Origin of the sequence: Roseobacter sp. FCG-D35, from assembly GCF_033436665.1 — a bacterium.
Taxonomy (GTDB): Bacteria; Pseudomonadota; Alphaproteobacteria; order Rhodobacterales; family Rhodobacteraceae; genus JAWQFO01.
Map to the genome: position 1 here is coordinate 1 of NZ_JAWQFO010000013.1, position 18,891 is coordinate 18,891.

Below are 18,891 nucleotides of genomic sequence, written 5' to 3' on the forward strand. Positions count from 1 at the left end.
CATCCGCGAAGGCGGCCGCACCGTCGGCGCCGGCGTCGTCTCCAAGATCACCAAGTAAGCCCGCGGGCTCACTTGACCGATAGCGGGTGCCGGGCGACCGGCACCCGAACCCATTCCGGGCCAACCCGGAGCCAGAATACGACGCGACGAAGGGCTGCGATGGGCGCCGCTCTTCCTCTCCGTTCAGAGACCCGAGCAAGGGAACAGAGACATGGCCGTTCAAAGCCAAAACATCCGTATCCGCCTGAAGGCGTTCGACTATCGCGTGCTGGATGCGTCCACGCAGGAGATCGTCAGCACCGCCAAGCGGACCGGCGCCTCGGTGCGCGGACCGATTCCGCTGCCGAACAAGATCGAGAAATTCACCGTTCTGCGTGGTCCCCACGTCGACAAGAAATCCCGTGACCAGTTCGAGATCCGGACGCACAAGCGTCTGCTCGACATCGTTGATCCGACCCCGCAGACCGTGGACGCGCTGATGAAGCTCGACCTCGCGGCCGGCGTGGACGTCGAGATCAAGCTGCAGTCCTAAGCGTCGGGAGGGTATTCGATATGTTGCGCTCAGGCGTTATCGCAAAGAAGGTCGGGATGACCCGGCTGTTCATGGAAGACGGCAAGCAGATTCCCGTCACCGTTCTTCAACTCGACAAGCTGCAGGTTGTGGCGCAGCGCACCGCTGACAAGGACGGCTACACCGCCGTTCAGCTCGGCGCGGGCGTTGCTAAGGCCAAGCGGACAAGCCAGGCCATGCGCGGTCACTTCGCCGCGGCCAAGGTGGAACCCAAGCGCAAGGTCGCCGAGTTCCGGGTCGATCCCGAGAACCTGATCGGCGTCGGCGAAGAGATCACCGCGGACCATTACTTCGCGGGCCAGTACGTCGACGTCGCCGGCACCTCGATCGGTAAGGGTTTCGCCGGTGCCATGAAGCGGCACAACTTCGGCGGTCTGCGAGCCTCTCACGGCGTGTCGATCTCGCACCGTTCGCATGGCTCCACGGGCCAGTGTCAGGATCCGGGCAAGGTCTTCAAGGGCAAGAAGATGGCCGGTCACATGGGCGCCGCCCGTGTCACCACGCAGAACCTCGAGGTCGTCAAGACCGACAGCGAGCGCGGCCTGATCATGGTCAAGGGCGCGGTTCCGGGCTCCAAGGGTGGCTGGGTCACCGTCAAGGATGCGGTCAAGAAGCCGTTCCCGGAGAACGCGATCCTGCCGGCAGCCCTGAAGTCCGCAGCCGAGGAAGCCGCGAAAGCCGCCGAGGAAGCCGCCGCAGCAGCCGCTGCCGAGGCTGAAGCGGAAGCCAAGCGTCTCGCCGAGGAGCAGGCAGCCCAGGAAGCCGAGGCGCTGAAAGCCGCCGAGGCCGAGATTGCCGCGGAGAAGGAAGGTGAAGCCGAGGCTGAGCCCGAGAAGAAGGAAGGCGAAGAATGAAACTCGACGTCATCAAGCTCGACGGCGGCAAGGCCGGTTCGGTCGACCTGGACGAGGCCCTCTTCGGTCTCGAGCCGCGCACCGACATCCTGCACCGCGTCGTCCGCTGGCAGCGCAACAACGCGCAGCAGGGCACCCACAAGGTCAAGACCCGGTCCGAGACCAGCTACTCGACCAAGAAGATCTATCGCCAGAAGGGCACCGGCGGCGCACGCCACGGTGACCGCAACGCACCGATCTTCCGCAAGGGTGGTATCTACAAGGGTCCGACCCCGCGCAGCCACGGCCACGACCTGACCAAGAAGTTCCGCAAGCTCGGCCTGCGCCACGCGCTGTCGGCCAAGGCCAAGGCGGGCGAGCTGGTCATCATCGACGCGGCGGCGGCAGAGGGCAAGACCTCGGCGCTGGCCAAGCAGGTGAAGGATCTCGGCTGGAAGCGCGCGCTGATCATCGACGGGACCTCCGTCGACGAGAAGTTCGCGCAAGCGGCGCGCAACATCGCCGATCTCGACATCCTGCCGTCGGTCGGTGCGAACGTCTACGACATCCTCAAGCGTGACACCCTGGTGATCACCAAGGCGGGGATCGAAGCACTGGAGGCTCGTCTGAAATGAGCGCGAAAGCAGAACATTACGACGTGATCCGCAAGCCGATCATCACCGAGAAGGCAACCATGGCGTCCGAACAGAACGCCGTTGTCTTCGAAGTGGCGATCGACGCGGCCAAGCCGCAGATCAAGGAAGCCGTCGAGGCGCTGTTCGGCGTCAAGGTGAAGGCGGTCAACACCTCGATCACCAAGGGCAAGGTCAAGCGGTTCCGCGGCCAGCTCGGCAAGCGGAAGAACGTCAAGAAGGCCTATGTCACGCTCGAAGAAGGCAACACCATCGACGTGACCACCGGCCTGTGAACCGCCGCCGTGCCTTCAAGGCGCGGTCGGACCGACAGAAATTGCAACAGCCCCGGCGCCGCGCCGGGGCTGTTGTCGTTTCTGGCCCCGCTGCAAGCCGTTGAGGGTGTTCCACGATTGCTTAACCACGCTGCCCGAATGCCGCAAAACCGCCGCACTGTCGCGCTATGCCCGCGGGTGTTGTTCGAATCCCGAGGTCTCATGGCGCAGTATCTTCCCGCAATTCTGGCTCTTTCCATGCTTCTGCCCGTGGCGGCGCTCGCAGAGGGCGAAGCCGACTCGGACGAAGTGGCGCGTCCCGGTGACGAAGAGGGCACTGCGCTGCCGTCGGACGGGCTGGCGGACTGTGCTGCGATCCTCGTCGCGGCCTCCGCGAACGCAACCAACATCGTCGATCGGAACAACATGCGTCACGTCTCGGGCGCCTGGTTCGGCGTGTCGGGTGACGTCGCCTCGGAGGAGGGCGGCGAGATGCCGGAACCGGCGGCGCTGAGCGCCAAGATCGCGGACTGGTCGGGACGGATCGGCAGCGTGGACGCGATGGTCGGCCAGCAGGACTGGATGGCCTATTGCGCCGATCTCGGCGCCCGGCACGGTCTCGAACACGGGTATTTCAAGGTGACCTCGGCGTCGCCCTGAGCAGTGTCGACGGGTCCGGCGCTTTCTTCCGCCTCCGGGACAAAGGCCGTGCCGGAGGCGCTTGACCTCGCCTTCGCACTCCACTAGATGAACCCATCCGCGCGGCCCCGGATTCGTCCGGGGCTTCGCTTTTGCCGGCCATGCGCGTTTCTGCGCGGATCGCCGGTAACCACCCGGGCACCTACGGGGGCCTATAACCACATAGGCGGGGTTACGGATTTTTTCCGAAACTGCCGCTGCATAGCAAACGGAAGACAGACAACATGGCACTCAAGTCGTACAAACCGACGACGCCGGGCCAGCGTGGGCTGGTGCTGATCGACCGTTCGGAGCTCTGGAAAGGCCGCCCGGTCAAGTCCCTCACCGAGGGTCTCACCAAGTCTGGCGGACGGAACAACACCGGACGGATCACGATGCGCCGCACAGGCGGCGGGGCCAAGCGCCTCTACCGGATCGTCGATTTCAAGCGCAACAAGCTCGATGTGGCCGCCACGGTCGAACGTATCGAGTATGACCCGAACCGGACTGCGTTCATCGCCCTCATCAAGTATGAGGACGGCGAGCAGGCCTACATCCTCGCGCCCCAGCGTCTCGCCGTGGGTGACAGCGTCGTGGCTTCGGCCAAGGCCGACATCAAGCCCGGCAACGCGATGCCCTTCGCGGGCATGCCGATTGGCACGATCGTCCACAACATCGAGATGAAGCCCGGCAAGGGCGGCCAGATCGCACGCGCGGCCGGCACCTACGCCCAGTTTGTGGGCCGCGACGGGGGCTATGCCCAGATCCGTCTCAGCTCGGGCGAGCTGCGCATGGTGCGCCAGGAATGCATGGCCACCGTCGGCGCCGTCTCGAACCCCGACAACTCGAACCAGAACTACGGCAAGGCCGGCCGCATGCGTCACAAGGGCATCCGCCCGTCCGTGCGTGGTGTGGTCATGAACCCGATCGACCACCCGCACGGTGGTGGTGAAGGCCGGACTTCTGGTGGTCGTCACCCGGTCACCCCGTGGGGCAAGCCGACCAAGGGTGCCAAGACCCGTAACAAGAACAAAGCGTCCAGCAAGCTGATCCTCCGCTCGCGGCACGCCAGGAAGAAGGGGCGCTGATAGATGGCTCGCTCTGTTTGGAAAGGTCCTTTCGTCGACGCCTATGTGTTGAAGAAGGCCGAAGCGTCCCGCGAATCGGGCCGCAACGAAGTGATCAAGATCTGGTCGCGCCGCTCGACGATCCTGCCCCAGTTCGTGGGCCTGACGTTCGGCGTCTACAACGGTCACAAGCACGTTCCTGTTAACGTCAGCGAAGACATGATCGGTCAGAAGTTCGGTGAGTACTCGCCGACACGGACCTACTACGGTCATGCCGCCGACAAGAAAGCGAAGCGGAAGTAAGCCATGAGCAAGGACAAGAATCCCCGCCGCGTGGCCGACAACGAAGCAATGGCGAAACTGCGCATGCTTCGCACGTCCCCGCAGAAGCTGAACCTCGTCGCCGCGCTGATCCGCGGCAAGAAGGTCGACAAGGCCCTGACGGACCTGACCTTCTCGAAAAAGCGGATCGCCCAGGACGTGAAGAAGTGCCTTCAGTCCGCCATCGCGAACGCCGAGAACAACCACAACCTCGACGTGGACGAGCTGATCGTCGCCGAAGCCTATGTCGGCAAGAACCTGACCATGAAGCGCGGTCGTCCGCGTGCCCGTGGCCGGTTCGGCAAGATCATCAAACCCTTCTCCGAGATCACCATCAAGGTGCGTCAGGTCGAGGAAACCGCAGGGGAGCAAGCCTGATGGGTAACAAAGTCAATCCGATCGGCATGCGCCTGCAGGTGAACCGCACCTGGGACAGCCGCTGGTACGCAGACACCAAGGAATACGGTGATCTGCTGCTCGAGGACATCGCGATCCGCGAGTTCATCAAGGAAGAGTGCAAGCAGGCGGGCGTCGCCCGCGTGATCATCGAGCGTCCGCACAAGAAGTGCCGCGTGACCATTCACACGGCGCGTCCGGGCGTCATCATCGGCAAAAAGGGTGCGGACATCGAAGGTCTGCGCCAGAAAATCGCCAAGATGACCAAGTCGGAACTGCACCTCAACATCGTCGAGGTCCGCAAGCCCGAACTGGACGCAACGCTGGTCGGTGAAAGCATCGCGCAGCAGCTCGAGCGCCGGGTGTCCTTCCGCCGCGCGATGAAGCGCGCCGTGCAGAACGCCATGCGCATGGGGGCCCTGGGCATCCGGGTCAACGTCGCGGGCCGCCTCGGCGGCGCCGAGATCGCCCGGACCGAATGGTACCGCGAAGGCCGCGTGCCGCTTCACACCTTGCGTGCCGACATCGACTTCGCGCATGTCGAGGCGTCCACCGCCTACGGCATCATCGGGATCAAGGTCTGGATCTTCAAAGGCGAGATCATGGAGCACGATCCTTCCGCGCGTGACCGCAAGGCACAGGAACTTCAGGATGGTCCGGCCCCGCGTGGCGCCGGTGGCCGTCGCTGAGGAGGACTGAGATATGCTTCAACCCAAACGCACCAAATTCCGCAAGCAGCACAAGGGCCGGATCAAGGGCGAAGCCAAGGGCGGCTCCGACCTGAACTTCGGCACCTTCGGCCTCAAGGCGACCCAGCCCGAGCGTGTCACGGCCCGTCAGATCGAGGCGGCACGCCGCGCGATGACGCGCCACATGAAGCGCCAGGGCCGCGTCTGGATCCGGATCTTCCCGGACGTCCCCGTGACCTCCAAGCCCACCGAAGTCCGGATGGGTAAGGGTAAAGGTTCGGTCGACTTCTGGGCCGCCCGGATCAAGCCCGGCCGCGTGATGTTCGAACTCGACGGCGTCAGCGAAGACGTCGCGCGCGAGGCCCTGCGCCTGGCCGCGATGAAGCTGCCGATCAAGACCCGGATCGTCGCCCGCGAAGACTGGTGATTTTGGCTGCGCCAAGATCGCCAAGTGCGGTGTAGCGGATTTCGGAGAAATCTGCGGGCCGCACCCGGTCGAGACAATAGAACCCCCGCCGGGAGACCGGCGGGGGTTTCGCGTTTTGCGGTCGGCGCATGCAAGAACCTTGAAAACGCGGGGTGCGGTGACAGATATTCGGTGGACTGCCAATCAGGGAGACCGCCATGAAGTTCCTCACCACAACCGCACTTGCCGCATTGCTGATCGGAACTGCCACACAGGCCGCCGACGTCAGTGCCACGATCTCGGGCCATGACGGAATGAGCCATGGCACGCTGGAGGTGTCGTCCACTCCCTCGGGCACTGCGATCGCCACGCTGAACCTCGAGAACCTGCCTGAGGGCACGGTCGCGATCCACCTGCACGAAACCGGCGAATGCGGCGGTGACCACAGTTCCGCCGGCGGTCATATCGCGGGCGATGCGACGCATGGCGTCCTGAGCGCCGACGGTCCGCACCCGGGCGATATGCCCAACCTCGTGGTCGGCGCAGACGGCACCTGGAAAGGCGAGGTTTTCCTGGCCGAGCTGTCGGTCGAGGAGCACCTTCTCGACGAGAACGGAGCCGCGGTGATTATTCACGAAGGTGCGGATGATTACAAAAGCCAGCCGTCCGGCGATGCCGGTCCGCGGCTGGCCTGCGGCGTGCTGGAAGCGTCAGGCGGCTGACGCGCCGTCGCCCGGTCAGACGCGGTTCGGGCGTTCGACCCGGCGGGTAAACACGATCTTGCGGCGGACGCCGGGTGGCTCGAGATGGCGATACTTGCCGCCCGTGAAGAGCTCCCAATCGAGGGCGAGGCCAAGCTTGATCAATTCCGCACCGATGTCGCGTCCGTCCGGCAGGTAGCAGGTTCCCACCAGCCGGTCGTACGAGGTCTCTCCGGTCAGTTCCGCCCGGATGGTCTGACCCTTGCAGATCCGCACCATCGCCCACTTCGATTTCTGTCCCCACGGTTGGTGCAGTTCGGGTGCGTCGATCCCGGCCAACCGGATCTTGATGCGATCAATGCGAATGGTATCGCCGTCGATCACGTAAGCACGGCCTTCGATCCTGCGCGAGGGTGGGATCGGCGGTGGCGGCGGGCAGTCCGGCTTGGGGTCGGGTGTCGGTGCGGCAGGTCTCGCAGGCGGGGGTGAAGGTTTTGGCCGAAACTGCGTTTCGTCCTGTGCGGTGTGGCCCCGATCCCTGTTCCCGGCGGTCGCGCGAAACGCCAGATAAATCAGGAAAAGCAACGCGCCCAAAACTGCCAATGCTTCCATCTGCAAGCCCTTCTCAAACTACCCGCCAGGCGGCGGAATCATCTTAAAATTGCATCGCAATTAAATTCTACACGTTTATGGCGTAACCTTTGACGCAGCGTCATAACTCCGGCGGGCCTCGGTTCGAACGACCTGCCGCTGTCGCGCCCGCGCTGCGGGCATTCGGGGCTTGCCAACCCATGCCAAGGGGCCTATAGGGGCCGCTCATCATGGACTCCACTGGAATCAGGGTGACCCTCTCAAGCGGGGCCTGCCAGTGATGTTGAAAGGAATAAGGGCGATGAACGCCAAGGAACTCAACGATAAGACGCCGGACCAGCTCCGCGAAGAGCTGGCCAGCCTGAAGAAAGAGAGCTTCAACCTGCGCTTCCAGCAGGCCACGGGGCAACTCGAGAATTCCGCACGCATCCGCACCGTCCGCCGCGACACCGCGCGGGTGAAGACCGTGCTCAACCAGAAAGCCGCGCAAGCGGCGACAGAATAAGGGAGCCTGAGAGCTATGCCCAAGCGTATCCTTCAAGGCACCGTGACCTCGAACGCCAACGCCCAGACCGTTTCGGTCCTGGTGGAGCGCCGCTTCACGCATCCCGTTCTGAAAAAGACCGTGCGTCGGTCCAAGAAGTACCGCGCGCATGACGAGAACAACGCCTGCAACGTGGGCGATGTGGTTCGCATCATCGAATGCGCTCCGCGCTCCAAGACGAAACGCTGGGAAGTGCTGCAAGCCGCCGAGGCCTGAGCCCTTTCCGATAATCGAAACCCTGGGGACAAGGCCGCATCAGCCCCCCAAAGGTCGGGAGACACCAAATGATCCAGATGCAGACCAATCTGGATGTCGCTGACAATTCCGGCGCTCGCCGTGTTCAGTGCATCAAGGTTCTGGGTGGTTCCAAGCGCAAGTATGCGTCCGTTGGCGACATCATCGTCGTCTCGGTCAAGGAAGCCATCCCGCGCGGTCGCGTGAAGAAGGGCGACGTCCGCAAGGCCGTCGTCGTGCGCACCGCCAAGGAGGTCCGCCGCGAAGACGGCACTGCGATCCGTTTCGATCGCAACGCCGCCGTCATCCTCAACAACAACAACGAGCCGATCGGCACCCGTATCTTCGGGCCGGTGGTGCGTGAACTGCGCGCGAAGAACTTCATGAAGATCATCTCGCTCGCTCCGGAGGTGCTGTAATCATGGCTGCGAAACTCCGCAAAGGTGACAAGGTCATCGTGCTGGCGGGCAAGGACAAGGGCCGCACCGGCACCATTTCCTCGGTCGACCCGAAGGCCGGCAAGGCCGTCGTGGACGGCATCAACATGGCGATCCGCGCGACCCGCCAGAGCCAGAACAGCCAGGGCGGCCGCATCCCCAAGGCGATGCCGATCGACCTGAGCAACATCGCGATCGTCGACGCCAACGGCAAGGCGACCCGCGTCGGCTTCAAGATGGACGGCGACAAGAAGGTTCGCTTCGCCAAGACCACGGGGGACGTGATCGATGCTTGATAGCGCCAACTACACACCGCGCCTGAAGACGGCCTACCGGGACACCATCCGGGCCGCCCTGAAGGAAGAGTTCGGCTACAAGAACGACATGCAGATCCCGCGCCTGGACAAGATCGTCCTGAACATCGGCTGCGGGGCCGAGGCCGTTCGCGACAGCAAGAAGGCCAAGTCGGCGCAGGAAGACCTGACGGCGATCGCCGGCCAGAAGGCCGTCACGACGGTGGCCAAGAAGTCGATCGCGGGCTTCCGCGTGCGTGAGGAAATGCCGCTGGGTGCCAAGGTGACCCTGCGTGGCGACCGCATGTACGAATTCCTCGACCGCCTGATCACGATCGCGCTGCCGCGCGTCCGCGACTTCCGCGGCGTTTCCGGCAAGAGCTTCGATGGCCGTGGCAACTATGCCATGGGCCTCAAGGAGCACCTCGTATTCCCCGAGATCAACTTCGACAAGATCGACGAGAACTGGGGAATGGATATCGTGATCGCCACCACGGCGAAAACCGACGCAGAAGCCAAGGCGCTGTTGAAGCAATTCAACATGCCCTTCAACTCGTAAGCGCGGGAAGGATCAGACATGGCCAAGAAATCTATGATCGAACGCGAGAAGAAGCGCGAGCGCCTGGTTGCAAAGTACGCCGCCAAGCGGGCCGCTCTCAAAGAGATCGTGAACGACGAAAGCAAACCGATGGAAGAGCGCTTCCGCGCGACCCTCAAGCTGGCGGAACTGCCACGCAACAGCTCGCCTGTGCGCCTGCACAACCGCTGCCAGCTGACGGGCCGTCCGCACGCGTACTATCGCAAACTGAAAATCTCGCGGATCGCGCTGCGGGATCTCGGCTCCAAGGGCCAGATCCCCGGCATGGTCAAGTCGAGCTGGTAAGGAGGGGCATGATATGAACGATCCTATCGCAGATATGCTCACCCGGATCCGGAACTCGTCGATGCGTGGCAAATCCACCGTCATCACGCCGGCCTCCAAGCTGCGTGCATGGGTTCTCGATGTGCTGGCCGACGAAGGCTACATCCGCGGCTACGAGAAGGTCACCGGCGCGGACGGACATCCGGCGCTCGAGATCTCGCTCAAGTACTACGAAGGCGAACCTGTCATTCGCGAGCTCAAGCGGGTTTCCAAGCCCGGCCGCCGCGTCTACATGGCCGTCAAGGACATTCCCTCGGTCCGTCAGGGTCTGGGCGTGTCGATTGTCTCCACCCCCAAGGGTGTGATGTCGGATGCACATGCACGCGCTGCCAACGTCGGCGGCGAAGTGCTCTGCACGGTATTCTGAGGAGGTCCCGATGTCTCGTATTGGCAAGAAACCGGTCGAGCTGCCTTCGGGTGTCTCCGCGACCGTGTCCGGCCAGACCATCGAAGTGAAGGGCCCCAAGGGCACCCGCTCCTTCAAGGCCACCGACGATGTGACGATCAAGGTCGAGGACAACGCCGTGACCGTGACGCCGCGCGGCACGTCCAAGCGCGCGCGCCAGCAGTGGGGCATGAGCCGCACGATGGTCGCGAACCTCGTCCACGGTGTCACCGAAGGCTTCAAGCGCGAGCTGGAAATCCAGGGTGTCGGCTACCGTGCCGCCGTTCAGGGAACCGTGCTCAAGCTGAACCTCGGCTACTCGCATGACGTGGACTTCCAGGCGCCCGAGGGCGTCACGGTGACCGCGCCCAAGCAGACCGAGATCGTCGTCGAGGGCATCGACGAGCAGCTCGTCGGTCAGGTCGCGGCCAACATCCGCGGCTGGCGTGCGCCGGAACCCTACAAGGGCAAGGGCATCCGCTACAAGGACGAGTACATCTTCCGCAAGGAAGGCAAGAAGAAGTAAGGACGCAAAAAATGGCAAACAGCAAAAGGCAACTGTTCCTGAAGCGCCGCCTGCGCGTCCGGAACAAGCTTCGCAAGGTGAATGCAGGGCGCGTACGCCTCTCGGTTCACCGCTCGAACAAGAACATCAGCGTGCAGCTGATCGACGATGTGAACGGCGTGACGCTCGCCTCGGCCTCCTCGCTCGAGAAGGATCTGGGCGTGGTCGGCAAGAACAACGTCGAAGCGGCCACCAAGGTCGGCACGGCGATCGCCGAACGTGCGAAGAAGGCCGGCGTGGAAAGCGCCTACTTCGACCGCGGCGGCTTCCTGTTTCACGGCAAGGTGAAGGCTCTCGCCGACGCCGCGCGTGAAGGCGGGCTGAACATCTGACGACCCGCGCGGCCTTTCGGGGCCGCGTGGCATGACCAAGCGCAGGGGGTCCTGACGGGCCGCCTCGATGATCCGGGAGCCGCAGGCTCACCAGGGATCGGATACCGCAAGGCGCCGCGCGCGCCGCACTTCAAGGAGGCCACATGGCCAGAGAACCCAACCAGCGGGGCAACCGTCGCGACCGTGACGAGAACCCGGAATTCGCAGATCGCCTCGTCGCGATCAACCGTGTGTCCAAGACCGTGAAGGGCGGCAAGCGCTTCGGCTTCGCAGCACTGGTGGTCGTCGGCGACCAGAAGGGCCGCGTCGGCTTTGGCAAAGGCAAGGCCAAGGAGGTCCCCGAGGCCATCCGCAAGGCGACCGAGCAGGCCAAGCGCAACATGTTCCGCGTGGCGCTGCGCGAAGGCCGCACCCTTCACCACGACATGAACGGTCGCTGGGGCGCAGGCCGCGTCGTGATGCGCACCGCGCCGGAAGGGACCGGGATCATCGCCGGTGGTCCGATGCGTGCCGTGTTCGAGATGCTGGGCGTTAAGGACGTGGTGTCGAAGTCGATCGGCTCGTCGAACCCCTACAACATGATCCGCGCAACGCTCGACGGTCTCAAGAAAGAGCAGTCGCCGCGTTCGGTGGCACAGCGTCGCGGCAAGAAGGTCGCCGACATCCTGCCCAAGCGCGAGGATGCTGCGGACACCTCCACTCAAGTGGCTGAGGAGGCCTGATCGAAATGGCTAAGACCATCGTCGTCAAGCAGGTCGGATCGCCGATCCGCCGCCCGGAAAAGCAGCGCGCAACGCTGATCGGCCTGGGCCTGAACAAGATGCACCGCACCCGCGAGCTTGAGGATACGCCCTCGGTCCGCGGCATGATCAACTCGATCCCGCATCTGGTCGAGATCGTCGAGGAGAAGGGCTGAGCGCTCTTCATCGATCCGCGAACATCACGCGAAAGCCCCGGGAATGTCCCGGGGCTTTTTGCGTTTCCGGCCCCTGCGCAGGGCCCTTCGGGCGGCGAGCCTAAGGTGTATATACGCGCGCGCCGCGAAAAGGCGTAGACTGCGCCTGCGTTCCGGCCAATCACGACCGGCGCAAACCGAAGAGAGGGGGATTGAGATGACCGACTATCAAGGCGGTTGCGATCACGTCCATGTAACCGCGCACGGCGAGCCCATCGACAACCACGTCTGCCACTGCAATGTCTGCAAGAACGTGACCGGACAGCAGACCACGCACGTCGCCTTCTACGAACACAACCAGATCGAGGTTGACCACCCGGACAAGATGAGCCGGCAACCCTTCAATGCCGACAACCCCGAGGGGCCGCTGGAACTCTGCACCTGTCAGGACTGCGGGGCGGCACTCATGCTCGACGACAAGCAGGGCCGTATCCGTGTCGCGGTACCGAACATCATGGGTTACGACGACGACGCGTTTCCGGAGGCGACCTATCACGCCTTCTACGATGATGCGAAAGGCTATCCCAAGCCCGACGATGGACGCCCGGTCTACGCCGGCTTCCGCCCGGACTTCACCATGCCGTCGCCGGCCTGACGCCGGCTTTCGACCTCGGGCCGCATCCGGATGGGTGCGGCCGCTGAAAACCAAGGTCAGCGACGCGCCTTGGAAATCCGTCGGGCCACGACGGCAATACCCGCGGTCAGCACAAGCCAAAGCGACGGATAGAAGACATCCCATCGCGTGACGTTCGCGCAGTCGGCATAGTCGAACTCGGCCGGGCACCAGTTGGCGATCTCGGTCCCGAGCCACTCGGAGTTTCCGGCGAACATCTCGATGAAGACGCCAAGGGCGGTGATCGCCGAAATCGCGAAGATGCTCGAATAGGCGAGCAGCGGGATGGCCCGCGCAGGAACCGGAACCGACATCACCATCAGCAGCAGCGCACCGCCCACGACGAAGTCCCACGGATGCCAGGGAATGCGCGGATCGCCCGCGGAATAGATCACCACGGCGAGCCCGACACCGAACAAACCGATCAAGGCGTCTGGACGATCTTCCCGCATCGCTCGCTCCACCGTGTCCCGACGTCATCTTTGCGAAGATCCTGACGGGATTCAAATCCGCAGGAGCCGGGCACCGTCATTGACGGGCCATCAGGCAGGTTGACCGACGCGCGCGCCACAGCCGGGGCGGCATCCAGAAGGTGCCTTGCACCGCACTTCCCCCTCGTCTATACGCCCCCGGTGGACCTGCGCGGTCCACGGGAATCGAAACGCCGCGTTCGGCCGCTCCCGTCGCTGGGGGCCGCATCCGGCAAAGGAGAAGCGACATGAAACTGCATGAACTGCGCGATAACGAAGGCGCAACCAAGAAACGCAAGCGCGTGGGCCGTGGCCCCGGCTCGGGCACCGGCAAGATGGGTGGCCGTGGTATCAAGGGTCAGAAATCCCGTTCGGGCGTGGCCATTAACGGCTACGAGGGCGGCCAGATGCCGCTTTATCAGCGTCTGCCCAAGCGCGGCTTCACCAAGCCGAACCGCAAGAGCTACACCGTCATCAACCTCGGCCTGATCCAGAAGTTCGTCGATGCCGGCAAGCTCGACGCGAAGTCCACGATCACCGAGGACCTGCTGGTCGAAAGCGGCCTCGTGCGCCGCAAACTCGACGGCGTGCGCGTTCTGGCCAAAGGTGACGTCACCTCCAAGCTGACCCTCGAAGTCACCGGCGCCTCGAAATCCGCCGTGGCGGCGGTCGAGAAAGCAGGCGGCTCGCTCAAGGTCACGGCACCGGCCGAGGTCGAAGCCGAGGCGTGAGCCCGCGAAACGGTCTTGTGAGCGGCGTCCGCGCCGCTTACATAGACCACGCGTTTTCCTACACGCCGCCCGCCGGAAAACGGCCCGGGCGGCGTTGTCGTAACAGAAAAGAGACCTCATGGTATCTGCCGTTGAAAACATGGCCGCCAACACCAGCTGGGCAAGTCTCGGCAAGGCGACCGACCTGCGAAACCGGATCCTCTTCACCCTCGGACTGCTGATCGTCTACCGCCTCGGCACCTTCATCCCGGTGCCTGGCATCGACGGTGTCGCGCTGCGCGAATTCATGGCGCAGGCTGGGCAGGGGATCGGCGGCATGGTCTCCATGTTCACCGGCGGGGCGCTGGGCCGCATGGGCATCTTCGCCCTCGGCATCATGCCCTACATCTCGGCCTCCATCATCGTGCAGCTTCTCGCCTCGATGGTGCCGCAGCTCGAACAGCTCAAGAAAGAGGGCGAGCAGGGCCGCAAGAAGATCAACCAGTACACACGCTACGGCACGGTGTTCCTGGCGACGCTGCAGGCCTACGGGCTCGCCGTCAGCCTCGAGGCGGGCGAAATCGTGACCGATCCCGGTCTTTTCTTCCGCGCCTCCTGCGTCATCACGCTGGTCGGCGGCACCATGTTCCTGATGTGGCTGGGCGAGCAGATCACCGCGCGCGGCATCGGCAACGGCATCTCGCTGATCATCTTCGTGGGCATCATCGCCGAGGTTCCAGCCGCGCTGGCGCAGTTCTTCGCCTCCGGCCGTTCTGGCGCGATCAGCCCGGCAGTGATCATCGCCGTGATTGTCATGGTGATCGCCACGATCATGTTCGTGGTCTTCATGGAACGTGCGCTGCGCAAGATCCACATCCAGTACCCGCGCCGCCAGGTCGGCATGAAGGTCTATGACGGCGGCTCGAGCCACCTGCCGGTCAAGGTGAACCCGGCGGGCGTGATCCCGGCGATCTTCGCCTCTTCGCTGCTGCTTCTGCCGGTGACGATCTCGACCTTCTCGGGCAATTCCACGAACCCGATCATGTCCTGGATGCTGGCCAACTTCGGGCCCGGCCAGCCGCTCTATCTCGGCTTCTTCGTGCTGATGATTGTGTTCTTCGCCTACTTCTACACGTTCAACGTCTCCTTCAAGCCCGACGACGTTGCCGACAATCTCAAGAACCAGAACGGCTTCATCCCGGGCATCCGCCCCGGCAAGAAGACCTCGGAATACCTCGAATACGTGGTCAACCGCGTGCTCGTTCTGGGCTCGGCCTATCTCGCCGCCGTCTGCCTGCTGCCCGAGATCCTGCGTGGCCAGTTCGCCGTGCCCTTCTACTTCGGCGGCACTTCGGTCCTGATCGTGGTCTCGGTGACCATGGACACCATCCAGCAGGTGCAGAGCCATCTTCTCGCGCACCAGTATGAAGGCCTGCTCGAAAAGTCGCAGCTGCGCGGCAAGAGCGGCAAGACCAGAAGAAAACGGAGCCCGGTGCGTCGATGAATATCATACTTCTGGGGCCTCCGGGGGCCGGCAAGGGCACGCAGGCCCGCCACCTCGTGGAGACCCGCAACATGGTGCAGCTCAGCACTGGCGACATGCTGCGCGAAGCCAAGGACTCCGGCACGGAGATGGGCAAGGTCGTGGCCGACGTGATGGCCCGTGGCGCACTGGTCACCGACGAGATCGTGATCGGCCTCATCCGCGAGAAGATCGCGACCGTGTCGACCGACGGCTTCATCTTCGACGGCTTCCCGCGCACCCTGGCGCAGGCCGACGCGCTGGCGGACCTGCTCGAGGCCGAGGGTCAGACGCTGGACAAGGTCATCGAGATGCGCGTCGACGACAGCGTGCTGGTGGCCCGCATCTCGGCGCGCTCGACCTGCGGCAACTGCGGCGAGGTTTACAACGACGAGACCAAGCCGATCCCCGCGGATGGCAAATGCACCAACTGCGGCGGAACCGAGTTCAAGCGCAGGGCCGACGACAATCCCGACAGCCTCAAGACGCGCCTGATGGAGTACTACAAGCAGACCTCGCCGCTACTCGGGTACTATTACGCGAAGGGCATGCTGAACCGGGTCGACGGTCTGGGCTCGATCGAGCAAGTTCAGGCTGACATCGCCGGGGTGCTCGACGCCTAAGGTTTAGCGGCGATCGCATCGCGACCGAAGTCGAGCAGGGGCCCGACCGTCTCGACGAAAGCCGCCAGGCGCTCAACGATCTCGCCGCTGATCCAGGCCGGTTTCGGAACATCCTCTCGCAGGATGAAACTCTTGAGTCGGAGCGCATCGGCCTGCGGGTGATCCGCCTTGTCGGCATACCCGCGCGGCATCGACTTCAGGCGGTCTTCGGTCCCCAGCGCCAGTCCCCGGGCCTCCAGGTCGGACCGGATCCGCGCGAACCGCTCCGCATCGCGCAGGATCGCCTCCCGCATTGCGCCCAGTTCCGGCCCGGCAAGCTTGTAAAAACCCGCTGCGATCATCCCGCCTTCGACGTCGATCTGCGCATAGACCAGCCCGCCGGTGTCGAATTTCGTGCCGCTGCGCGTCAGCATGCCCGACACGGTTGTCTTGTAGGGCGTCTTGTCCTTCGAGAACCGGATGTCGCGGTTCTGACGGAACATGGTCTTGGCACTTCCGATCAGCGGATATCGGCTGCCCTCCAGCCGCAGCGTGACCCGTTCCAGAAGATCCGCGAAGGGCGCCCGTGCGTCCTCCTGCAAGCGCGCGCGGTTCGCGTCATACCACTCTTTCGAATTGTTCTGCGCCAGCGCGCCCAGTATCTCGAAACTCGTCTCGGAAAATTGCGCCACGGCCCGCGTCCTTCTGTCGATCCCGCAGCCTCCCACGGGTCGACGTTTCGGGCAAGCGCCACGCGGCCTTTCTCTGGTTGGCAAATATCCCGGGGGAGTCGCGGCGGCGCCGCGACGGGGGCAGCGCCCCCGATCCCCGGCTGCCGCAAGTGGAGGCCTTGAAAACGCCTTGCGCGATCCCCAATTCACCCCTTCGACACGGGCCGCGGGACAGGGTGCGCGTCGCGGCAGCGCCCGCGCTCACGACACGGGTTGACGCTCCCGGTAAAAGCCCATAACCAGCCCTATCTCGACAGAGAATCAATTCGCGGACAGCCCCGGCCAGCCGCGAGATCACCTGATCAGCTGGTGCCCGACGGCAAGACATGCCTCGGGCTTCACGTTGTGAAAAAAGGGTCTGGAACTACGGACCCGCAACGAAGAGGAACACGACACGTGGCACGTATCGCCGGCGTAAACATCCCGACTGCAAAGCGGGTTCCCATCGCCCTCACCTACATCACCGGAATCGGCAATGCCTCGGCGCGCAACATCTGCGAAGCCGTCGGCGTCGACCAGTCCCGTCGCGTCAACGAACTGTCGGACGCCGAGGTTCTCGCGATCCGCGAGCACATCGACGCCAACTACTCCGTCGAGGGCGACCTGCGCCGCGACGTGCAGATGAACATCAAGCGCCTGATGGATCTCGGCTGCTACCGTGGCCTGCGCCACCGCCGCAACCTGCCGGTCCGCGGCCAGCGCACCCATACCAACGCACGCACCCGCAAAGGCCCGGCAAAGGCCATTGCAGGCAAGAAGAAGTAAGGGGGCAGATCAATGGCACGCGACAAGACCCGCACCAAGCGCAAGGTCAGCAAGAATATCGCCGCAGGCGTGGCGCATGTGAACTCGAGCTTCAACAACACAAAGATCCTGATCTCCGACGTTCAGGGCAACGCCATCAGCTGGTCCTCGGCCGGCACCATGGGCTTCAAGGGATCGCGCAAGTCGACGCCCTACGCCGCCCAGATGGCTGCCGAGGACGCCGGCCGCAAGGCGCAGGAACACGGTGTCAAGACGCTCGAGGTAGAAGTGCAGGGCCCCGGTTCCGGCCGCGAGAGCGCGCTGCGCGCCCTGGCCGCCGCAGGCTTTAACATCACCTCGATCCGCGACGTGACGCCGATGGCGCACAACGGCTGCCGCCCGCCGAAGCGCCGCCGCGTCTGACGACCGTCCGACCTTCGGGGCTGCGCGACATCACGCGCGGCCCCCATCCGCTTTTTGAAACCTCGAGCGTCTGTTCCTTAGGGACATGGGGAGCAGACAGGAATGGAGGGACCGCATGATCCACAAGAATTGGGCTGAGTTGATCAAGCCCCAGCAACTCGACGTCAAGCCCGGCAACGATCCCGCACGCCAGGCTACCGTCACCGCCGAACCGCTCGAGCGCGGCTTCGGTCTCACGCTTGGCAATGCTCTGCGCCGCGTGCTGATGAGCTCCCTCCAGGGCGCCGCCATCACCTCGGTGCAGATCGACAACGTCCTGCACGAGTTCTCCTCGGTGGCCGGTGTCCGCGAAGACGTGACAGACATCATCCTGAACCTCAAGGGGGTTTCGCTGCGCATGGAAGTCGAGGGGCCCAAGCGCCTGTCGATCTCCGCCAAGGGTCCGGGCGTCGTCACGGCGGGCGACATCTCGGAATCGAACGGCATCGAGGTTCTGAACCGCGATCACGTGATCTGCCACCTCGACGATGGTGCCGACGTCTACATGGAACTGACCGTCAACACCGGCAAGGGCTATGTCTCGGCTGACAAGAACAAGCCCGAGGATGCGCCCATCGGACTGATCCCGATCGACGCGATCTACTCGCCGGTCAAGAAAGTGTCCTACGACGTGCAGCCGACCCGCGAGGGCCAGGTGCTCGACTACGACAAGCTGACCATGAAGGTCGAAACCGACGGCTCGATCAGCCCCGACGATGCCGTGGCCTTCGCCGCGCGCATCCTGCAGGACCAGCTGGGCATCTTCGTCAACTTCGACGAGCCGGAATCGGCCCGCACGGACAGCGACGACGACGGGCTGGAGTTCAACCCGCTGCTGCTCAAGAAGGTTGACGAGCTGGAACTTTCCGTGCGTTCGGCCAACTGCCTCAAGAACGACAACATCGTCTACATCGGCGACCTGATCCAGAAGACCGAGGCAGAGATGCTGCGCACGCCGAACTTCGGCCGCAAGTCGCTCAACGAGATCAAGGAAGTGCTGTCCGGCATGGGCCTGCACCTCGGCATGGACGTCGAGGACTGGCCGCCCGACAACATCGAGGATCTCGCCAAGAAGTTCGAAGACGCGTTCTGACGAACCCCGCCGCGCCGGTCCTGCATCGGCGCGGCTTCACCACCCCGGGCAATCCCGCCCCAACAGAGCCCCCTTTACGCATCCGGGGCCGTACAAAGCATAAGAGAAGGAACTGAA

The 18,891-nt window shown here is 63.9% G+C and carries 32 protein-coding genes; 29 read left to right on the forward strand and 3 right to left on the reverse strand.

What is annotated here, in order from left to right:
* The first annotated feature begins 211 nt into the window (after window positions 1-211).
* The 11 genes from rpsJ to R5H30_RS20760 all read left to right on the forward strand — a co-directional run bounded on the left by rpsJ (window position 212) and on the right by R5H30_RS20760 (window position 6,590).
* A complete protein-coding gene (rpsJ, locus tag R5H30_RS20710) occupies window positions 212-532 on the forward strand; it encodes a 30S ribosomal protein S10 (protein ID WP_318330650.1) in 321 nt (106 codons plus the stop codon).
* 20 nt (window positions 533-552) lie between these two features.
* A complete protein-coding gene (rplC, locus tag R5H30_RS20715) occupies window positions 553-1,425 on the forward strand; it encodes a 50S ribosomal protein L3 (RefSeq protein ID WP_318330651.1) in 873 nt (290 codons plus the stop codon).
* On the forward strand, window positions 1,422-2,039 hold the full coding sequence (rplD, locus tag R5H30_RS20720; protein ID WP_318330652.1) for a 50S ribosomal protein L4: 618 nt from the start codon (window positions 1,422-1,424) through the stop codon (window positions 2,037-2,039). Before rplC ends, rplD begins: the two co-directional genes overlap by 4 nt.
* A complete protein-coding gene (locus tag R5H30_RS20725) occupies window positions 2,036-2,332 on the forward strand; it encodes a 50S ribosomal protein L23 (protein WP_318330653.1) in 297 nt (98 codons plus the stop codon). The genes rplD and R5H30_RS20725 overlap by 4 nt, the downstream gene beginning before the upstream one ends.
* 237 nt (window positions 2,333-2,569) lie before the next feature.
* Entirely contained in the window at window positions 2,570-2,971 is a 402-nt protein-coding gene (locus R5H30_RS20730) for a hypothetical protein (protein WP_318330654.1), read from the forward strand.
* Between the two features lie 263 nt (window positions 2,972-3,234).
* Window positions 3,235-4,077, forward strand: coding sequence for a 50S ribosomal protein L2 (gene rplB / locus R5H30_RS20735; protein ID WP_318330655.1), 843 nt, complete (start codon window positions 3,235-3,237; stop codon window positions 4,075-4,077).
* Between the two features lie 3 nt (window positions 4,078-4,080).
* Window positions 4,081-4,359 (forward strand): 30S ribosomal protein S19, encoded by a 279-nt coding sequence (gene rpsS / locus R5H30_RS20740; protein ID WP_085818455.1) that lies wholly within the window; start codon window positions 4,081-4,083, stop codon window positions 4,357-4,359.
* 3 nt (window positions 4,360-4,362) lie between these two features.
* Window positions 4,363-4,755, forward strand: coding sequence for a 50S ribosomal protein L22 (rplV, locus tag R5H30_RS20745; RefSeq protein WP_318330657.1), 393 nt, complete (start codon window positions 4,363-4,365; stop codon window positions 4,753-4,755).
* Window positions 4,755-5,462, forward strand: a complete 708-nt coding sequence (rpsC, locus tag R5H30_RS20750) for a 30S ribosomal protein S3 (protein ID WP_318330658.1) — start codon at window positions 4,755-4,757, stop codon at window positions 5,460-5,462. Before rplV ends, rpsC begins: the two co-directional genes overlap by 1 nt.
* A 13-nt stretch (window positions 5,463-5,475) precedes the next feature.
* Complete coding sequence (gene rplP, locus R5H30_RS20755; RefSeq protein WP_318330659.1) at window positions 5,476-5,889, forward strand: 50S ribosomal protein L16; 414 nt, start codon at window positions 5,476-5,478, stop codon at window positions 5,887-5,889.
* Between the two features lie 197 nt (window positions 5,890-6,086).
* Entirely contained in the window at window positions 6,087-6,590 is a 504-nt protein-coding gene (locus R5H30_RS20760; RefSeq protein ID WP_318330660.1) for a superoxide dismutase family protein, read from the forward strand.
* A 15-nt stretch (window positions 6,591-6,605) separates the two neighbouring features.
* Here R5H30_RS20760 and R5H30_RS20765 read toward each other — a convergent pair whose 3' ends face one another.
* The gene (locus R5H30_RS20765; protein ID WP_318330737.1) at window positions 6,606-7,181 is read right to left on the reverse strand and encodes a thermonuclease family protein; all 576 of its coding nucleotides are present in this window, start codon (window positions 7,179-7,181) and stop codon (window positions 6,606-6,608) included.
* A gap of 280 nt (window positions 7,182-7,461) precedes the next feature.
* Here R5H30_RS20765 and rpmC point away from each other — a divergent pair, with 280 nt between their 5' ends.
* The 12 genes from rpmC to R5H30_RS20825 all read left to right on the forward strand — a co-directional run bounded on the left by rpmC (window position 7,462) and on the right by R5H30_RS20825 (window position 12,422).
* Complete coding sequence (rpmC, locus tag R5H30_RS20770; protein WP_318330661.1) at window positions 7,462-7,665, forward strand: 50S ribosomal protein L29; 204 nt, start codon at window positions 7,462-7,464, stop codon at window positions 7,663-7,665.
* A 15-nt stretch (window positions 7,666-7,680) separates the two neighbouring features.
* The gene (rpsQ, locus tag R5H30_RS20775) at window positions 7,681-7,920 is read left to right on the forward strand and encodes a 30S ribosomal protein S17 (RefSeq protein WP_318330662.1); all 240 of its coding nucleotides are present in this window, start codon (window positions 7,681-7,683) and stop codon (window positions 7,918-7,920) included.
* A 68-nt stretch (window positions 7,921-7,988) separates the two neighbouring features.
* A complete protein-coding gene (rplN, locus tag R5H30_RS20780; protein WP_011567679.1) occupies window positions 7,989-8,357 on the forward strand; it encodes a 50S ribosomal protein L14 in 369 nt (122 codons plus the stop codon).
* A 2-nt stretch (window positions 8,358-8,359) separates the two neighbouring features.
* Window positions 8,360-8,671 (forward strand): 50S ribosomal protein L24, encoded by a 312-nt coding sequence (rplX, locus tag R5H30_RS20785; RefSeq protein ID WP_318330664.1) that lies wholly within the window; start codon window positions 8,360-8,362, stop codon window positions 8,669-8,671.
* Window positions 8,664-9,227: a 50S ribosomal protein L5 gene (gene rplE, locus R5H30_RS20790; RefSeq protein WP_318330666.1), complete on the forward strand. Its 564-nt coding sequence runs from the start codon at window positions 8,664-8,666 to the stop codon at window positions 9,225-9,227. The genes rplX and rplE overlap by 8 nt, the downstream gene beginning before the upstream one ends.
* An 18-nt stretch (window positions 9,228-9,245) precedes the next feature.
* Window positions 9,246-9,551 (forward strand): 30S ribosomal protein S14, encoded by a 306-nt coding sequence (gene rpsN / locus R5H30_RS20795; RefSeq protein WP_318330668.1) that lies wholly within the window; start codon window positions 9,246-9,248, stop codon window positions 9,549-9,551.
* Window positions 9,552-9,564: 13 nt separating this feature from the next.
* Entirely contained in the window at window positions 9,565-9,957 is a 393-nt protein-coding gene (gene rpsH, locus R5H30_RS20800) for a 30S ribosomal protein S8 (protein ID WP_318330670.1), read from the forward strand.
* Between the two features lie 10 nt (window positions 9,958-9,967).
* Window positions 9,968-10,501 carry a 50S ribosomal protein L6 gene (gene rplF, locus R5H30_RS20805; RefSeq protein ID WP_318330672.1) on the forward strand — a complete coding sequence of 178 codons (534 nt, stop codon included), beginning with the start codon at window positions 9,968-9,970 and terminating at the stop codon, window positions 10,499-10,501.
* An 11-nt stretch (window positions 10,502-10,512) separates the two neighbouring features.
* Window positions 10,513-10,872, forward strand: coding sequence for a 50S ribosomal protein L18 (gene rplR, locus R5H30_RS20810; protein ID WP_318330673.1), 360 nt, complete (start codon window positions 10,513-10,515; stop codon window positions 10,870-10,872).
* A 143-nt stretch (window positions 10,873-11,015) separates the two neighbouring features.
* Window positions 11,016-11,594 (forward strand): 30S ribosomal protein S5, encoded by a 579-nt coding sequence (rpsE, locus tag R5H30_RS20815; protein ID WP_318330674.1) that lies wholly within the window; start codon window positions 11,016-11,018, stop codon window positions 11,592-11,594.
* Between the two features lie 5 nt (window positions 11,595-11,599).
* Entirely contained in the window at window positions 11,600-11,788 is a 189-nt protein-coding gene (gene rpmD / locus R5H30_RS20820; protein ID WP_318330675.1) for a 50S ribosomal protein L30, read from the forward strand.
* A 196-nt stretch (window positions 11,789-11,984) separates the two neighbouring features.
* Window positions 11,985-12,422, forward strand: coding sequence for a GFA family protein (locus R5H30_RS20825; RefSeq protein ID WP_318330676.1), 438 nt, complete (start codon window positions 11,985-11,987; stop codon window positions 12,420-12,422).
* A 56-nt stretch (window positions 12,423-12,478) separates the two neighbouring features.
* On the opposite strand, the gene R5H30_RS20830 is transcribed toward R5H30_RS20825, so the two are convergent.
* Window positions 12,479-12,868, reverse strand: a complete 390-nt coding sequence (locus R5H30_RS20830; protein WP_318330677.1) for a hypothetical protein — start codon at window positions 12,866-12,868, stop codon at window positions 12,479-12,481.
* Between the two features lie 290 nt (window positions 12,869-13,158).
* Here R5H30_RS20830 and rplO point away from each other — a divergent pair, with 290 nt between their 5' ends.
* The 3 genes from rplO (at window position 13,159) to R5H30_RS20845 (ending at window position 15,765) form a co-directional block, all read left to right on the forward strand.
* The gene (gene rplO / locus R5H30_RS20835) at window positions 13,159-13,641 is read left to right on the forward strand and encodes a 50S ribosomal protein L15 (RefSeq protein WP_318330678.1); all 483 of its coding nucleotides are present in this window, start codon (window positions 13,159-13,161) and stop codon (window positions 13,639-13,641) included.
* A 118-nt stretch (window positions 13,642-13,759) separates the two neighbouring features.
* Entirely contained in the window at window positions 13,760-15,124 is a 1,365-nt protein-coding gene (gene secY, locus R5H30_RS20840; protein ID WP_318330680.1) for a preprotein translocase subunit SecY, read from the forward strand.
* On the forward strand, window positions 15,121-15,765 hold the full coding sequence (locus R5H30_RS20845) for an adenylate kinase (RefSeq protein ID WP_318330681.1): 645 nt from the start codon (window positions 15,121-15,123) through the stop codon (window positions 15,763-15,765). Before secY ends, R5H30_RS20845 begins: the two co-directional genes overlap by 4 nt.
* On the opposite strand, the gene R5H30_RS20850 is transcribed toward R5H30_RS20845, so the two are convergent.
* Window positions 15,762-16,436, reverse strand: coding sequence for a DUF2461 domain-containing protein (locus R5H30_RS20850; RefSeq protein ID WP_318330682.1), 675 nt, complete (start codon window positions 16,434-16,436; stop codon window positions 15,762-15,764). The two genes, R5H30_RS20845 and R5H30_RS20850, sit on opposite strands and share 4 nt — an antisense overlap.
* A 435-nt stretch (window positions 16,437-16,871) precedes the next feature.
* On the opposite strand from R5H30_RS20850, the gene rpsM reads away from it, so the two are divergent.
* The 3 genes from rpsM to R5H30_RS20865 all read left to right on the forward strand — a co-directional run bounded on the left by rpsM (window position 16,872) and on the right by R5H30_RS20865 (window position 18,774).
* On the forward strand, window positions 16,872-17,240 hold the full coding sequence (rpsM, locus tag R5H30_RS20855; protein WP_318330684.1) for a 30S ribosomal protein S13: 369 nt from the start codon (window positions 16,872-16,874) through the stop codon (window positions 17,238-17,240).
* 12 nt (window positions 17,241-17,252) lie between these two features.
* Window positions 17,253-17,642, forward strand: a complete 390-nt coding sequence (gene rpsK, locus R5H30_RS20860) for a 30S ribosomal protein S11 (RefSeq protein WP_227271748.1) — start codon at window positions 17,253-17,255, stop codon at window positions 17,640-17,642.
* A gap of 115 nt (window positions 17,643-17,757) precedes the next feature.
* Window positions 17,758-18,774: a DNA-directed RNA polymerase subunit alpha gene (locus tag R5H30_RS20865; protein ID WP_318330685.1), complete on the forward strand. Its 1,017-nt coding sequence runs from the start codon at window positions 17,758-17,760 to the stop codon at window positions 18,772-18,774.
* Window positions 18,775-18,891 lie beyond the last annotated feature (117 nt).

Excerpts from the sequence above, each read along its gene's own strand:
- rpsJ (WP_318330650.1), top strand. The coding sequence starts at position 212 with ATGGCCGTTCAAAGCCAAAACATCCGTATCCGCCTGAAGGCGTTCGAC.
- rplC (WP_318330651.1), top strand. The coding sequence starts at position 553 with ATGTTGCGCTCAGGCGTTATCGCAAAGAAGGTCGGGATGACCCGGCTG.
- rplD (WP_318330652.1), top strand. The coding sequence starts at position 1,422 with ATGAAACTCGACGTCATCAAGCTCGACGGCGGCAAGGCCGGTTCGGTC.
- R5H30_RS20725 (WP_318330653.1), top strand. The coding sequence starts at position 2,036 with ATGAGCGCGAAAGCAGAACATTACGACGTGATCCGCAAGCCGATCATC.
- R5H30_RS20730 (WP_318330654.1), top strand. The coding sequence starts at position 2,570 with ATGCTTCTGCCCGTGGCGGCGCTCGCAGAGGGCGAAGCCGACTCGGAC.
- rplB (WP_318330655.1), top strand. The coding sequence starts at position 3,235 with ATGGCACTCAAGTCGTACAAACCGACGACGCCGGGCCAGCGTGGGCTG.
- rpsS (WP_085818455.1), top strand. The coding sequence starts at position 4,081 with ATGGCTCGCTCTGTTTGGAAAGGTCCTTTCGTCGACGCCTATGTGTTG.
- rplV (WP_318330657.1), top strand. The coding sequence starts at position 4,363 with ATGAGCAAGGACAAGAATCCCCGCCGCGTGGCCGACAACGAAGCAATG.
- rpsC (WP_318330658.1), top strand. The coding sequence starts at position 4,755 with ATGGGTAACAAAGTCAATCCGATCGGCATGCGCCTGCAGGTGAACCGC.
- rplP (WP_318330659.1), top strand. The coding sequence starts at position 5,476 with ATGCTTCAACCCAAACGCACCAAATTCCGCAAGCAGCACAAGGGCCGG.
- R5H30_RS20760 (WP_318330660.1), top strand. The coding sequence starts at position 6,087 with ATGAAGTTCCTCACCACAACCGCACTTGCCGCATTGCTGATCGGAACT.
- R5H30_RS20765 (WP_318330737.1), bottom strand. The coding sequence starts at position 7,181 with ATGGAAGCATTGGCAGTTTTGGGCGCGTTGCTTTTCCTGATTTATCTG.
- rpmC (WP_318330661.1), top strand. The coding sequence starts at position 7,462 with ATGAACGCCAAGGAACTCAACGATAAGACGCCGGACCAGCTCCGCGAA.
- rpsQ (WP_318330662.1), top strand. The coding sequence starts at position 7,681 with ATGCCCAAGCGTATCCTTCAAGGCACCGTGACCTCGAACGCCAACGCC.
- rplN (WP_011567679.1), top strand. The coding sequence starts at position 7,989 with ATGATCCAGATGCAGACCAATCTGGATGTCGCTGACAATTCCGGCGCT.
- rplX (WP_318330664.1), top strand. The coding sequence starts at position 8,360 with ATGGCTGCGAAACTCCGCAAAGGTGACAAGGTCATCGTGCTGGCGGGC.
- rplE (WP_318330666.1), top strand. The coding sequence starts at position 8,664 with ATGCTTGATAGCGCCAACTACACACCGCGCCTGAAGACGGCCTACCGG.
- rpsN (WP_318330668.1), top strand. The coding sequence starts at position 9,246 with ATGGCCAAGAAATCTATGATCGAACGCGAGAAGAAGCGCGAGCGCCTG.
- rpsH (WP_318330670.1), top strand. The coding sequence starts at position 9,565 with ATGAACGATCCTATCGCAGATATGCTCACCCGGATCCGGAACTCGTCG.
- rplF (WP_318330672.1), top strand. The coding sequence starts at position 9,968 with ATGTCTCGTATTGGCAAGAAACCGGTCGAGCTGCCTTCGGGTGTCTCC.
- rplR (WP_318330673.1), top strand. The coding sequence starts at position 10,513 with ATGGCAAACAGCAAAAGGCAACTGTTCCTGAAGCGCCGCCTGCGCGTC.
- rpsE (WP_318330674.1), top strand. The coding sequence starts at position 11,016 with ATGGCCAGAGAACCCAACCAGCGGGGCAACCGTCGCGACCGTGACGAG.
- rpmD (WP_318330675.1), top strand. The coding sequence starts at position 11,600 with ATGGCTAAGACCATCGTCGTCAAGCAGGTCGGATCGCCGATCCGCCGC.
- R5H30_RS20825 (WP_318330676.1), top strand. The coding sequence starts at position 11,985 with ATGACCGACTATCAAGGCGGTTGCGATCACGTCCATGTAACCGCGCAC.
- rplO (WP_318330678.1), top strand. The coding sequence starts at position 13,159 with ATGAAACTGCATGAACTGCGCGATAACGAAGGCGCAACCAAGAAACGC.
- secY (WP_318330680.1), top strand. The coding sequence starts at position 13,760 with ATGGTATCTGCCGTTGAAAACATGGCCGCCAACACCAGCTGGGCAAGT.
- R5H30_RS20845 (WP_318330681.1), top strand. The coding sequence starts at position 15,121 with ATGAATATCATACTTCTGGGGCCTCCGGGGGCCGGCAAGGGCACGCAG.
- rpsK (WP_227271748.1), top strand. The coding sequence starts at position 17,253 with ATGGCACGCGACAAGACCCGCACCAAGCGCAAGGTCAGCAAGAATATC.
- R5H30_RS20865 (WP_318330685.1), top strand. The coding sequence starts at position 17,758 with ATGATCCACAAGAATTGGGCTGAGTTGATCAAGCCCCAGCAACTCGAC.